The 13,600-nt window shown below is 46.2% G+C and carries 10 protein-coding genes; 6 read left to right on the forward strand and 4 right to left on the reverse strand.

The window, feature by feature from the left end; translation table 11 throughout:
• Positions 1–2: 2 nt before the first annotated feature.
• The 3 genes from Q1B03_RS19930 to Q1B03_RS19940 are packed head-to-tail and all read right to left on the reverse strand — an operon-like array spanning position 3 to position 2,852.
• Positions 3–998 carry an ABC transporter ATP-binding protein gene (locus Q1B03_RS19930; protein WP_299745852.1) on the reverse strand — a complete coding sequence of 332 codons (996 nt, stop codon included), beginning with the start codon at positions 996–998 and terminating at the stop codon, positions 3–5.
• A gap of 11 nt (positions 999–1,009) precedes the next feature.
• Complete coding sequence (locus Q1B03_RS19935; RefSeq protein WP_113970311.1) at positions 1,010–1,930, reverse strand: ABC transporter permease; 921 nt, start codon at positions 1,928–1,930, stop codon at positions 1,010–1,012.
• Positions 1,931–1,946: 16 nt separating this feature from the next.
• Positions 1,947–2,852, reverse strand: coding sequence for an ABC transporter permease (locus Q1B03_RS19940; protein WP_299745858.1), 906 nt, complete (start codon positions 2,850–2,852; stop codon positions 1,947–1,949).
• A 239-nt stretch (positions 2,853–3,091) separates the two neighbouring features.
• On the opposite strand from Q1B03_RS19940, the gene Q1B03_RS19945 reads away from it, so the two are divergent.
• The 6 genes from Q1B03_RS19945 to helD all read left to right on the forward strand — a co-directional run bounded on the left by Q1B03_RS19945 (position 3,092) and on the right by helD (position 12,216).
• On the forward strand, positions 3,092–4,612 hold the full coding sequence (locus Q1B03_RS19945) for a glutathione ABC transporter substrate-binding protein (protein WP_299746056.1): 1,521 nt from the start codon (positions 3,092–3,094) through the stop codon (positions 4,610–4,612).
• A gap of 69 nt (positions 4,613–4,681) precedes the next feature.
• Positions 4,682–5,926: an amidohydrolase family protein gene (locus Q1B03_RS19950; RefSeq protein ID WP_299745861.1), complete on the forward strand. Its 1,245-nt coding sequence runs from the start codon at positions 4,682–4,684 to the stop codon at positions 5,924–5,926.
• Positions 5,927–5,941: 15 nt separating this feature from the next.
• Positions 5,942–7,180 carry an amidohydrolase gene (locus tag Q1B03_RS19955; RefSeq protein ID WP_299745864.1) on the forward strand — a complete coding sequence of 413 codons (1,239 nt, stop codon included), beginning with the start codon at positions 5,942–5,944 and terminating at the stop codon, positions 7,178–7,180.
• Positions 7,177–8,106: a DMT family transporter gene (locus Q1B03_RS19960; RefSeq protein ID WP_299745866.1), complete on the forward strand. Its 930-nt coding sequence runs from the start codon at positions 7,177–7,179 to the stop codon at positions 8,104–8,106. The genes Q1B03_RS19955 and Q1B03_RS19960 overlap by 4 nt, the downstream gene beginning before the upstream one ends.
• 204 nt (positions 8,107–8,310) lie before the next feature.
• Positions 8,311–9,633, forward strand: a complete 1,323-nt coding sequence (locus tag Q1B03_RS19965; RefSeq protein ID WP_299745868.1) for a D-serine ammonia-lyase — start codon at positions 8,311–8,313, stop codon at positions 9,631–9,633.
• Between the two features lie 255 nt (positions 9,634–9,888).
• Complete coding sequence (gene helD, locus Q1B03_RS19970; RefSeq protein ID WP_299745871.1) at positions 9,889–12,216, forward strand: RNA polymerase recycling motor HelD; 2,328 nt, start codon at positions 9,889–9,891, stop codon at positions 12,214–12,216.
• Positions 12,217–12,258: 42 nt separating this feature from the next.
• On the opposite strand, the gene Q1B03_RS19975 is transcribed toward helD, so the two are convergent.
• Positions 12,259–13,518, reverse strand: coding sequence for an MFS transporter (locus Q1B03_RS19975; protein ID WP_299745874.1), 1,260 nt, complete (start codon positions 13,516–13,518; stop codon positions 12,259–12,261).
• Positions 13,519–13,600 lie beyond the last annotated feature (82 nt).

Consider the following 13,600-nt stretch of genomic DNA (forward strand, 5'->3'; position numbering starts at 1 on the left):
GGTCATGTCATCTGCACCTCTTTCTCGGCATTATATAGAAAACATCTGATTTGACTGCCATCCTTCGAGGAATTGAGCTGTGGCTCTTCCTCGTGACATCGTGCGGTCGCCAATGCGCAACGGGGAGAAAAACGGCAGCCTTTTGGCATGTCATAAGGGGAAGGGACGCTTCCCGGCATCGTTTCCAGTTCTGCCTGGTCTTCATGCAATTTCGGTAATGAAGACATCAGTCCATTTGTGTATGGATGCTTCGGATTGGAGAATAATTGTTCCGTCGAACTATATTCCACAACCTGTCCGGCATACATAACCGCTACTTTGTCACATAGCTCGGCTACCACGCCTAAATCATGTGTGATGAAGATGATTCCCATATTCAGCTTTTTCTGAAGGTCCTTCATCAGCTCAAGGATTTGTGCCTGGATCGTCACATCAAGTGCCGTAGTCGGCTCATCCGCAATCAGGACTTCGGGATTGCAGGCAAGTGCCATGGCGATCATGACACGTTGCCTCATTCCGCCGCTCAGCTGGAAAGGCTCTTGTTTCGCCCTTTGTTCAGGAGAAGGGATGCCTACTAATTCGAGCATTTCGACCGCTTTCTTCCATGCTTCCTTTTTCCCGAGCTTTTGGTGGATGCGAACAGCTTCTGCAATCTGCTCCCCGACCGGTATGACAGGATTCAATGACGTCATTGGCTCTTGGAATATCATGGAAATTTGGTTTCCGCGCACTTTTCTAAGTTCGGGTTCGGACATTTTAAGGATGTCCTTTCCTTTCAATTCAATGGTGCCGTCCACTATCTTTCCGGGAGGGGAGGGGACAAGACGAAGAATCGAAAGGGAGGTCATGCTTTTTCCACAGCCCGATTCTCCGACGATTCCCAGCGTCTCACCTTCGTGAAGAACAAAATCGATTCCATCAACGGCTTTCGTCACTCCTTTTTTCGAAGTGAAATGGGTTTTTAAGTTTTTTACTTCCAAGACCACATTTTTACTCATTACAACCACTCCTAGTTAAGTTCAATTCGTTTGTTAAAGAATCGGTATAAAACGTCTACGAATAGATTGACGATCACGAAGACCAGGGATGCGACCAGTACTCCGCCCTGAACCATTGGAAGGTCACGTGTACGGATCGAGTCAACGATCATACGGCCGAGACCATTGATGGCAAAGACCGATTCAATTAATACCGTCCCTCCGAGAAGTGCCCCAAACTGAAGGCCGACCACCGTGATGACGGGAATCAAGGCATTGCGCAGGGCATGCTTATAGATAATGGCAAAGCTTTTTAAACCTTTTGCCTGAGCAGTACGGATATAGTCCTGCCTCACGACCTCAAGCATGCTGGATCGGGTCATTCTGGCTACGATGGCAGCTCCTCCGACCCCGAGCGTAAAGGCAGGTAAAATGATGTGCAGCATGCTGTCCCATCCCGCAACAGGTAAAAGCTGAAGTTTTACAGAGAATAAATAAATGGATAGAAGACCTAGAAAGAAGCTTGGAAGGGAAATCCCTAATAAAGCGACGATCATCACGGAAATATCGGTAGCAGAGTATGGTCTGACTGCCGAAATGATCCCTGCTGTCATTCCAAGGACTATCGTAATGAGAATACTGTAGAAGGCCAGTTCAATCGTGATCGGTAAGCGGGTCATGATTTCCTGGATGACAGGCTGCTGGCTCTTCAAAGATTGTCCAAGGTCACCCTGGAAGACATTCATGATGTATTCTCCATATTGAACATACAGTGGTCGGTTCAAGCCGAGCTCTGTCCGCAGTTGGTTGATCGCTTCTTTCGAGGCACCTTCTCCTGCAAGTATGATAGCCGGGTCTCCGGGAACCATCTGCATGATGAGAAAGACAACCAGGGTCACACCGAATATGACGGGGATGATTTCTATTAATCTTCTGAAAATGTACAATATCATTTCCTATTCCTCCTTATTATGATTTCAGTCTCGGATCAAGCGCGTCCCGAAGTCCGTCCCCGAAAAGATTAAAGCCGAGTACGAGAATGGAAATCGCCAACCCCGGGAAGAGGGCGATGTAGGGAGCCGTGAATAAAAAGTCCCTTCCGCTGGACAGCATCGTACCCCATTCAGGTGAAGGAGGCTGTGCCCCTAATCCAAGGAAGGATAATCCCGCTGCTGAAAGGATGGCGGTGGCGAGACGCAAGGATCCTTGAATGATGATGGGAGATAAAATGTTCGGCAGGATGTGCCTGAAGATGATGATGAAATCATTGGCTCCAAGCGAACGAATGGCATCGATATATTCAAGCTTCTTCGTTTCAAGCGTCGATCCCCGGACAACCCTTGCAAATAAAGGGATGGAGAACACCCCGACGGCAATCATGACATTCACAAGGCTCGGTCCCAGGGCAGAGATGATGGCAAGAGCCAGTAGGATCCCAGGGAAAGCAAGCATGACATCCAGGATTCTGCTGATGAAGGTATCGATCCATCCTCCATAAAACCCTGAAATCAACCCCATGATGATGCCAAAGAAAGCACCGAAGCCGACTGCGGCAAAACCGACCCCCATTGAAAGACGGGAGCCGTAGAGGATCCTAGCTAGGATATCCCGTCCTTTATCATCCGTCCCCATCCAATGTTCTGTACTCGGGGGCTGGAGTTTATTGTCCAGTTGAATGTCATAAGGATCATGTACAGCGAGTAAAGGAGCAAACAGGGCAATGAGAATATAGAAGAGAATGATCCCTCCACCGACTACTGCTGCCTTGTTCCTTGAAAAGGTTTCCCAAAATGGTTTGATTCTTGTTTCAAACAGGCTGGGCTTTGACTCAAGTATGGGTGATTGAATTTCTTGAACTTTAAGTTCTGTCGACATGACGTTTCCTCCTCATTGAAATGGTTTGTGTAATTCAAAGATAGAGGAAGAGGGGTGGAAAGGGAAGGTGATAAGTTTGAATTGTCAAAATAATTAAAAAGTTGGTAAAGATATTGAAAATCAATCGCTGTTTTCTTTTTTATAATGCAGATAGGCACCAACAATACGGAAAAGGGAGAGTGGAGGAATTGAAAGAAAATAAGAAGTATTTCAGGGGGATCGCAGGATTATTGATCGTGATGGTCATGCTCATCACCCAGGCGTGTTCAACAAGTAATGTAGAAAGTGAAACCGCAAGCAAACAAGGCGGTGAATCAGAAGGCGGGATACTGAAGGTCGTCCGATTATCCGATGCAACCAATTTGGACCCCCACTTTATCACAGATATTCCGTCCGCCAATGTACTTTATCAAAAGGTGTACGAGAGCCTTGTAACGTTTGATAAAGAAATGAACATTGTTCCGTCACTGGCGAAAAGCTGGGAGCAGCCGGACGATACGACGTGGGAATTCACATTAAATGAGGGAATCATGTTCCACGACGGTTCTGAATTTAACGCAGAGGCTGTCAAAGTGACGTTCGACCGCTTATTGGATCCAAACACCGGGTCTCCTCAAAAGGATAAACTGGGGATGATCAAAGAAATCAACGTACTGGATGAATATAAAGTGCAGTTCAAGCTCGATGCTCCTTATGCACCTCTCTTATCGATCCTTGCAAGTAACGAAGGAAGCATCATGAGCCAGAAAGCAGTGAAAGAAAATCCTGATAGTCTTGCTAAGCACCCGATCGGAACCGGGCCATTTGCCTTCAAGACATGGAAGTCAGGTCAGTCCATCACCCTCGAGAAAAATGAAGAGTATTGGGGAGAACAGCCGAATATTGATGGAATCGAGTTTCAGGTAGTACCAGAGGACGCTACCCGCTTAGCGATGATTGAAACAGGTGAAGCTCATATCAGTGATCAAGTGCCCGTAACTGAAATCGAGCGCATCGAAAGCTCCGACACATTGAATCTGTATCGAACAGAAGGGTTAGCCGTCGAGTATGTCGGATTCAATACGCAAAAAGAGCCCTTTGATAATGTAAAGGTAAGACAGGCCATTTCCATGGCCATTGAAAGAGAAGCGATTATAAAAGGTGTCTATAACGGAGTGGGTACTTTAGCGAATGCTGCCATGAGTCCGCAAGTATTCGGTCATAGTGAAAACGTGAAACCGTATGAGTATGACCCGAATTCTGCCAAGGAGCTTTTGAAAGAAGCAGGATTTGAAAAAGGTCTTGAGCTGACACTGATTACAAGTGACCGTAAAGAACGGATCAATATGGCAGAAGTCATTCAGTCCCAGCTGAAGGGAATCGGGATCAAAGTGAATATTCAAGTGCTTGAATATGGTGCGTATATTGAAGCCGTAGACACAGGAGAACAAGATATGTTCATTGGCGGTTGGGGGAATGCAACAGGCGATGGAGACTACAACCAATACAACTTGTTCCACTCTTCTTCCCACGGTTCACCAGGAAACCATTTCTATTACACCAATGAAAAAGTCGATGATCTCATCGAGCAGGCAAGGAAAGAAGTGGACCCTGAAGTCAGAAAGACATTATATGAAGAAGCGATGACCATTGAAATGGAAGAAGCGGTATACATTCCAATTCGAAACTACGAGCATTTAGCAGTGTACAACAATGAAGTGAAGGATTTTTGGTTGAGTGCCGCCAACTACTTAATGGTGAAAGAGGCAACGATCGAATAGGAGAGATTACGGATGGTGGATGAGCACCATCCGTACCCTTGTAAACACTAAATATTGGAGGCTGATTGGATGAAAACAGTATGGATGAAAAATGTGAGAATGGAAACGGGTTTTGAGAAAGAGAATGGAGTCGTGACAGGAACCCTTACGGAATATTCCCATGTCAAAATAGAAGGTGGAAAGATTACGGCCATCTCACGGGACGAGTCAGAGATTGAAGCTGGAGCGGCCGTGTTGGATGCAAAAGGAAAGCTGATCCTGCCTTCCTTACGTGAAATGCACATCCATATCGATAAAACCTACTACAGTGGTCCATGGAAGGCGTGCCGCCCGATCACAAAAGGAATTTTTACAAGAATAGAAGAAGAACAGGAGCTGCTTCCTAAGCAATTGCCATACGCACAGGAGAGAGCTGAAAAGATGATTGAGCTGCTGCTTCAAAATGGCCACACTCACATCCGGACGCACTGCAACATCGAACCGACTTCCGGCTTAAAGCACCTGGAAGTCACCGTTAAAGCACTAGAGAAATATAAACACCACCTCACTTATGACATTGTGGCGTTTCCTCAGCACGGGCTCCTGCGCAGCAATTCAGTGGAACTGATGCGGGAAGCGATGAAAAATGGTGCCACCCTTGTCGGGGGAGTCGATCCGGCGACAGTGGACCGTCATATCGATCAATCGCTCTATACGACGTTTGACATTGCTACAGAGCATAATGCCGGTGTTGACATTCACCTTCATGACCCGGACACACTTGGCGCTTTCACCTTTGAACGTCTTGCTGATTTTACAAGAGAGGCGAACTTGAAGGGGCGGGTCACGATCAGTCATGCCATTGCACTTGGTGATCTTGAGGGGCAATCTCTTACCGACATGATGTCCACTCTGAAAGATCAAGAGATTGATATTACCACTACTATCCCGATTAACCGTCCAACCATTCCTGTTTCGACTCTGGATCAGTACGGTTTACAGGTATCCGTCGGTCATGACAGCTTAACCGATCACTGGTCACCTTTTGGAACCGGGGATACGATCGAGAAGCTGAATATTCTTGCTGAACGATTCCGACTGATTGACGAGTACTCCATCAACCGTACATGGAAATATGCATCCGGAGGGATCACGCCGTTGGATGATGCAGGGAAACAGGTGTGGCCTCAAGTAGGGGACGCAGCAGACTTCCTCCTGGTGGAAGCAAGCTGCTCAGCGGAAGCAGTGGCAAGGAGAGCAAAAATTGATTCTGTTTATAAGAACGGGGAAAAGGTGTTGCTGCCTCACTCTGAATCTGTACTGATCAATAAATAATAGAAGGGAGACGTTTTGATGATCTGGCTGAAAAATGTGAAGCTTGAAGTAGGAAACATAGAAAATGGAGGCATGACAGAAACGAAAACAGAGCTTTTTCACCTCGGGGTCAAGGAAGGGAAAATCGTTCAACAGCTGCCTCATACACAGTCCATACCCGAGACTGCTGATGTGATCTATGATATAAAAGGTCACTTGGCCATTCCGACCTTTAACGAAATGCATAACCATTTGGACAAAACGTATCTAACGCTTGGATGGAAAGCGACGAAGCCCGTTAAAAACCTGAAAGAAAGATTGCAGTTTGAAGCAGAGGAGCTGACAGAACTCGCACCAACGACTAAACAAAGAGCGAAACGGATGATTGACGAAATCCTTTCAAACGGTTCAACGCATATCCGCACTCACGTAAACATTGATCCATACATTGGATTGAAGAACCTCGAGGGTGTCATCGAGGCATTGGAAGAGTATAAGCATGCGGTGACTGCGGATATCATTGCCTTCCCGCAGCACGGATTATTAAGAGGTTCCGTGCCGACATTGATGAGGGAAGCGATGAGAAATGGAGCCACCATGGTTGGCGGCCTCGACCCTGCAGGAATCGATCGCTCAATTGAAAAATCACTCTATGAAACGATGAATATTGCAACGGAGTTCAATGCGGATGTAGACATCCATCTGCACGACAGCGGGCATGTGGGGACCTACACGATCGATAAGTGGATCGATATGGTGGAAGAGTCGAATTGGCAGAACCGGACAGCCATCAGTCATGCCTTCTGTATCGGGGAGGTGCCGGAAGTGAAACAGGTTGAACTGGCAGAGAGGTTAAGAGATAACGGAGTGGCAATCATGTCGACCATTCCTTTGACAAAGTCCCTTCCGCCAATCAAGCTCCTGGACGATCATGGAGTGAAGGTCCATCTTGGGTGTGATGGATTCTATGACTCCTGGAGTCCGCTTGGTCACGGGGACGTGTTAGAGAAAGTGTATAAATACGGCCAGGTGACAAGAAAAAGCGATGAAGTATCCTTAAGGGACAGTCTGAAGTGGATAACTGGCGGAACAACGGCATTGACGAAAACAGGTGAATACAAGTGGCCGAAAGTGGAAGATGATGCAAGCTTTATTTTCGTTGACGCCGCTTCATCAGCGGAAGTCGTTGCCAGAAGACCGAAACGACTGGCCGTGATGAACAAAGGGAAAGTGGTATATGGGTCTCTCTGGAGTACCCATGAGCTGGTGAAATGAAAGAAAAGGTAAATGGAAAGCCCGTGTATCTCTACATGGGCCTCCTTTTTTGTGTCATTTGCTGGGGAAGTAATTTTATTTTCGGTGCGATTTTAGTGCACTATTTCAAGCCGATGGAAATCGCTTTTTTACGGCTTATTTTTATTACTCTGTTCCTGCTTATAGTATTCTACAAGCCAATTAGACAATTTTCTTCGTTGAAATCCATGGTCATCCCGCTGCTCTTCATCGGTTTCATTGGCGTGACCTTGAATCACTGGAGCTTCTATGCCAGCTTGACCACGGCATCACCCGTAACGGCTGCCTTGATCCTGGCTACGGCACCCATTTGTACATCCCTTATCAATTCGGTTGTATTTAAGGAACGCAAAAGTCCGTTTTTCTGGATGTGGAGCCTTTTCAGCTTTTTCGGCGTGCTCCTGGTCATCATGAAGAAAGGGGCCATAGTGATCGGTATGGGAGAAGGGTATATCTTCCTCACGATGCTTACATTTTCCGTGTTCATGATTCTTGTGGAACGATATGCAAGGCACCTTTCTTCTATTCTATTGACCTTTTATTCGACCATGGTGGGGTTGATCTTGATGACCGTGTTTTTGCCATTCTCCGACGTTACTTTTCTGAGGTCCGTCCCCTTCAGCATTTGGATGCTGCTTTTTTTTACAGCGATCATCATGCATGGGATATGCCCGCTTATTTGGAACCATTGCATTTCAGAAATCGGCTCTACAAATACATCCCTGCTCCTGAACATTGAACCGTTTGTGGCAATGGTGGTCGGATACATTGTGTTGAAAGAGTCGGTAAGCACTATGCAAATGATCGGGGCAATCACTATACTAATAAGCGTCACAATGGCTCTCCATTCCAATCGAATGGGACAGAGGGACAGTCACCTTGTCCCGACAAACTCAAATACACTATGATGATTGTTACGGGACGAGGGAGCGGTCGCCTTGTCCTCCAAATTTCTACAACTATTTCCCCGGAAATTGATAAAAAATCATAGTATTCTACAAAGAGTGTCATACTGATCCATTCATTTTTTTACCTTCAATAAATAGTCAACATTAAACTTCTAAAGGCTTCGAAACTTCTGTAAAATGATACGTAAATTGAGGGGGGAATAAATGATGGAACAAACATACGGGCTAAGACCGGCTTTACTTTCCGATCTAAAAGTAATGAAAGAGACCTTTTGGTCAAACTCTTCACTAAAATCCTGCTTCAATTCTGAAACAAATTCTGTAGACGGAAATGATATCTATGAAGCTGAAAAGAGGCTTCTGCGATTTGCTCCATACATACAACATGTATTTCCTGAAACAGAAGAGAAGAATGGAATCATTGAATCACCTATTAAATCACTGCCGCATATGCAGCAAGCGTTACAAGAGTATTATCAAACCACCATACCTGGAAAGTTACTGTTAAAATGCGACAATGAGCTGCCCATTGCGGGTTCCATTAAAGCCAGGGGAGGCATCTACGAAGTTCTGAAACTTGCAGAAACACTCTTGGTAAAACACGATATGATTCAATTGACCGATGACTATTCCATGTTAGCCCATCCCTCGTTCAAGGAGTTCTTTTCACAATACTCCATTGCGGTAGGGTCGACGGGAAACTTAGCCTTAAGTATCGGGACCATTGGTGCAGCTCTTGGTTTCAATGTGACGGTCCATATGTCGCGTGAAGCGAAAGAATGGAAAAAGGAACTTCTCAGAGAAAAAGGAGTAACGGTGATCGAGCATCGGAACGATTTCTCCTATGCCGTTGAAGAGGGGCGAAAGCAATGTGTGAAGGACTCGAATTGTTTCTTCATAGATGATGAAAATTCGAAGGATCTTTTCATGGGCTATGCAGTCGCTGCGCTGCGGTTACGAAAGCAGTTTAAAGAAGAGGGGATAAAGGTTGACAGGGACCATCCATTGGTCGTGTATTTGCCATGCGGTGTTGGAGGCGGCCCTGGAGGAGTGACGTACGGATTAAAGCATGTATTTGGTGATCATGTTCATTGTTACTTTGCCGAACCAACCAATTCTCCCTGTATGCTTCTTGGGCTATCGACTGGAAAACACGAAAATATTTCAGTCCAGGATTTAGGATTAAGCAATCGGACAGAAGCCGATGGCCTGGCGGTTGGACGCCCCTCAGCATTAGCAGGAAGGGTGGTGCAGGAACTGGTGAACGGCGTGTATACAGTGAAGGATGAAAACTTATTTAAAATGCTGGCTCTTTTACATAAATCAGAGTCCATTTCTTTGGAGCCTTCCGCACTTGCGGGGATGCCGGGCCCAACCTCCGAGCAAATACGGAAGCATCTTGAATCGCTTTCATTAACTAATAATCAATTGAATCATGCGACTCATCTAGTGTGGGCGACTGGTGGGAACTTGGTGCCTGCACCGATTATGGAAAGCTATGTTGCAAAGGGGAGTGGTTTACTATAATGCAGAGGGACGGACCTTGTGCTTTCAAATGAAGGCATGAGGTCCGTCCCTCTTTTTCCAGACGAAAAAATGCCAAACGATCATTAATCGTTTGGCAGTCATCATATTTATATTGATTAGAGTGGATATTTGTGATAAATTAGAACAGAAACGCTTATCTTGAGTAAATTAAAACATATTAACTCAATAATAATTATATAACATAATTTACTCTTTCGTCAACCCTCAATTTTTTTTAGAAAAAGGAGTGCTTGGATGAATCTTGAAATTCGGCAGGAGCAGGAACGTGTGGACCGTGTCATTGAGACAATTGTGGAGCAAATCGGTCGTCTGGAGGATGAAACCGGACGACGACAAGAGGAAGTGGTGGAGATCCGTAAACACTTCTGGGATGAGGTCAAGGTGAATACGGATACGTTCGATGATTTTCTGGAAACCGTCCTCAGTTTGAGGCAGCAGGCACAAGTGTTGACCGTCAGTCAAAGCACTCACAGGCAGGCAGTGAAAAAATTATCCGCTCTACAACGCATGAAGGGTAAGCCTTATTTCGGACGGATTGATTTTACCGAAGAAGGAGAATCGGAGTCGGAAAAGGTCTATATCGGCATTGCCACTCTCACAGATCAAAGTGGCGAGGACTTCCTGGTCTATGATTGGCGCGCTCCGATCTCGAGCGTTTACTATGATTATCCGCCAGGTCCCGCTGAATACATCACACCCGGTGGGATAATCGAAGGGACACTGGAGAAAAAATGGCAGTATCTCATCCGGGATGGCGTCATCGAATCCATGTTTGATACCAGCCTGACGATTGGGGATGAAATTTTGCAGGAGGTATTGGGGAAGCGGACCGATACCCATATGAACAGCATCGTGGCGACCATCCAGAAGAAGCAGAATCAAATCATCAGGCACGATTACGGCCGGCTGCTCATTGTTCAAGGTGCAGCGGGCAGCGGGAAAACATCGGCCGCCCTTCAGCGGATTGCTTATTTACTTTATAAGTATCGGGGCAGTCTCAAGGCTGATCAAATCATTCTGTTCTCCCCGAACGCCATGTTCAACAGCTACGTATCGAACGTACTGCCAGAGCTTGGTGAAGAGAATATGGAGCAGGTGACCTTTCAGGAATATCTGGACCATCGGTTGAGTGCGGAGTTCGAATTGGAGGGACCATACAGTCAATTGGAATACGTCCTGACTGAAACGGGTGCCCCCTCGTACCGGACCAGGACGGCGAGTATTTCCTTCAAGGCATCGACGGATTTCTTTGATGTCATTAAATTATACAGAACGTCACTGGAGGAATCCGAGATGCGATTCAAAGGAATCAAGTTCCGGGGACAGCCGATCGTCACAGCAAATCAAATAAAGGAACGATTTTATACCAGTGATACGTCATTGCGTTTCCATAACAGGCTGGAGAAATTGACCGAGTGGATCAATCAACAGATCGATGAAGCAGAGAAGCTTGAACGGAGCAAGCCTTGGGTCGAAGAAGAAATCGAGCTGATGAGCAATGAGGACTATCACAAAGCGCATCAGCACCTGCAGAAGAAAAATCCGTCTAATGATTATGAGATCGAGTATGATGCGCTGGCCAGATTGACCGTTCGCAGGAGATTCAAGGGACTGCGCAAGCGAATCAATAGGTTTCAATATGTGGACGTGAGAGGAATGTATCTTCAGCTTTTTGCTGATCCTACGAACATCTCCACCTTATGGAAGGGTGAGATCCCGGAAGAGTGGGAGGATATTTGCCGTTCGACAATGAACATGCTCGAGGAAGGGGAACTGTCCTACGAGGATGCGACTCCTTTTTTACTGTTGAAAGAGCTGATTCTTGGCTTTCAGACCAATACGTCGATTAAGCATGTGCTCATCGACGAAGCTCAGGACTACTCACCTTTTCAATTCGAATTCATCAAGCGTCTGTTTCCTTCAGCCAAGATGACCGTGCTTGGCGACTTTAATCAGGCCATCTTTGCCCATGCACGTGAGCACGTGGATTTCAGCACATTGACCGGACTCTATGGACAGGGTGAGACCACAATGATCAACCTGACTCAAAGCTACAGGTCCACCAAGCCGATCATCGAGTTCACACGCCGGCTTGTGCCTGGCGGCGACCAAATCTCCCCATTTGACCGGGAAGGGGATAAACCGGTGCTCACCCGGGTCACTGATCACGATGAACTTCACAGCCGAATTGCAGCGAAAATAGAAGAATGGAAGGACCGGGACTATCACTCCATTGCCGTCATATGTAAATCTGCGAGAGAAAGTGAAGCCGCATACGCCTCCTTAAGGGGTGTGGAAGGCATCAAGCTCATGAAAAGCGCTTCTCTTGAATACGAACAGGGCGTGATCGTCATCCCGGCATACCTAGCAAAAGGAATCGAATTTGATGCCGTCATCCTTTATGACGCATCTGCCAGCTCGTATGGTGACGATAGCCTCAGCCGCTTATTCTACACGGCCTGCACAAGAGCCATGCACGAGCTGCAGCTATTCAGCGTAGGTGAACCGAGTCCATTCTTTGAGCATATAAAAGCGGACCTTTATAGTAGCGAATCGTTTTAATTACTCCCTGGAAAGGGACGGACCTCTCATTAACAAGTATCCTTATGAAAGGGAATTAGAGGTCCGTCCCTCTTTTTTGATCAAGACCACAAACAAACTGGCCAGTACGCAGAATATTCCTGCGAGGAAGAATGCCCAAGTATAGGAGTTGAACAGGTTGAAAATGATCCCGCCGCCAAACGCCGCAACGGCAGCACCAGCCTGATGAGCGGCAAATATCCACCCATAAATGACCCCGCTTTTTGCAACCCCGAAGATCTGCCTTGAAATATTAATGGTAGGCGGTACGGTCGCAATCCAATCCAGTCCGTAAAATACGGAGAAGATGATGAGCAAAGTAACAGACCCTTCAGACAAAGCAAAGGGAAGTAAGACCAAAGAACCTCCTCTTAAGGCATAATACCAAAACAGCAGCCAGCGGTTATCGAAGCGGTCCGAAAGCCAGCCGGATAATGTGGTACCGAAAAGGTCGAATATCCCCATGAAAGATAGTAGTGAGGCAGCCGTCACCAAAGAGATCCCATAGCTTAAACAGTAGGAAACAAAATGAGTCCCAATTAATCCACTGGTGGAAAGACCACATATAAAGAAGCTCCCTGCCAGTAACCAGAATTCCTTTGCTTTTACCGCGAGAAATAACCCGTTGAACGCGATCAGAATTGGATTCTTCCTGGAGTCGCCCTCCTTTTCTTGAAGCCCGTCTTCATCGCCATAGGGCTCGATGCCGATATCTTTGGGTGAGCTTTTCATAAAGAAAGCAATGATGAGAAACATGGTGACGCTAAGAATGATGATGAGGCTGATGGCCCCTCGCCATGTATAGTTTTCTATAATGATTGCTAAGATCGGAAGTAAGATCAACTGCCCCGTGGCGGTACTTGCCGTTAGTATTCCAACTGCAAGGCCCCTGCGTTTTACAAACCAGCGATTTGCGATATAAGGGCTTAAGACTGTTAGGAAAAGAGAAGAACCTAACCCGATAATTATCCCCCAAATCAAAATGAGCTGCCATGGTTGATTCATCACCAAAGTAAGCAACGTTCCCGACAATAATGTTCCCATGGAGATAATCATGATCTTCTTTAAACCGAGCACTTCAATTAAAGCTGCCATAAACGGACCGGAAATCCCATATAAAAAGAGACCCACAGCAAACGCAAAAGAAATGACAGATCGGTCCCATCCGAACTCGCTTTCGAAAGGTTCGATGAAGACTCCTGAAGAAGAGCGGACAATTCCGGCTACGATAATCGAGAAGAAGGAAATGGTTAATATTATCCAGCTGTAATGAATTCGTTTCATATTGATCACCTATCCTCATTATATAGTGAGGAGTGAAGGTAAGCTCAACATTTTTAATAAATTAATGATTGAGTTAGGTGAA

Origin of the sequence: uncultured Rossellomorea sp. (assembly GCF_947488365.1) — a bacterium.
GTDB lineage: Bacteria > Bacillota > Bacilli > Bacillales > Bacillaceae_B > Rossellomorea.

What these genes read in the sequence shown, in the direction of transcription:
- Q1B03_RS19930 (WP_299745852.1), bottom strand. Translation starts at nt 998, where the DNA reads ATGAGTAAAAATGTGGTCTTGGAAGTAAAAAACTTAAAAACCCATTTC.
- Q1B03_RS19935 (WP_113970311.1), bottom strand. Translation starts at nt 1,930, where the DNA reads ATGATATTGTACATTTTCAGAAGATTAATAGAAATCATCCCCGTCATA.
- Q1B03_RS19940 (WP_299745858.1), bottom strand. Translation starts at nt 2,852, where the DNA reads ATGTCGACAGAACTTAAAGTTCAAGAAATTCAATCACCCATACTTGAG.
- Q1B03_RS19945 (WP_299746056.1), top strand. Translation starts at nt 3,092, where the DNA reads ATGGTCATGCTCATCACCCAGGCGTGTTCAACAAGTAATGTAGAAAGT.
- Q1B03_RS19950 (WP_299745861.1), top strand. Translation starts at nt 4,682, where the DNA reads ATGAAAACAGTATGGATGAAAAATGTGAGAATGGAAACGGGTTTTGAG.
- Q1B03_RS19960 (WP_299745866.1), top strand. Translation starts at nt 7,177, where the DNA reads ATGAAAGAAAAGGTAAATGGAAAGCCCGTGTATCTCTACATGGGCCTC.
- Q1B03_RS19965 (WP_299745868.1), top strand. Translation starts at nt 8,311, where the DNA reads ATGATGGAACAAACATACGGGCTAAGACCGGCTTTACTTTCCGATCTA.
- helD (WP_299745871.1), top strand. Translation starts at nt 9,889, where the DNA reads ATGAATCTTGAAATTCGGCAGGAGCAGGAACGTGTGGACCGTGTCATT.
- Q1B03_RS19975 (WP_299745874.1), bottom strand. Translation starts at nt 13,518, where the DNA reads ATGAAACGAATTCATTACAGCTGGATAATATTAACCATTTCCTTCTTC.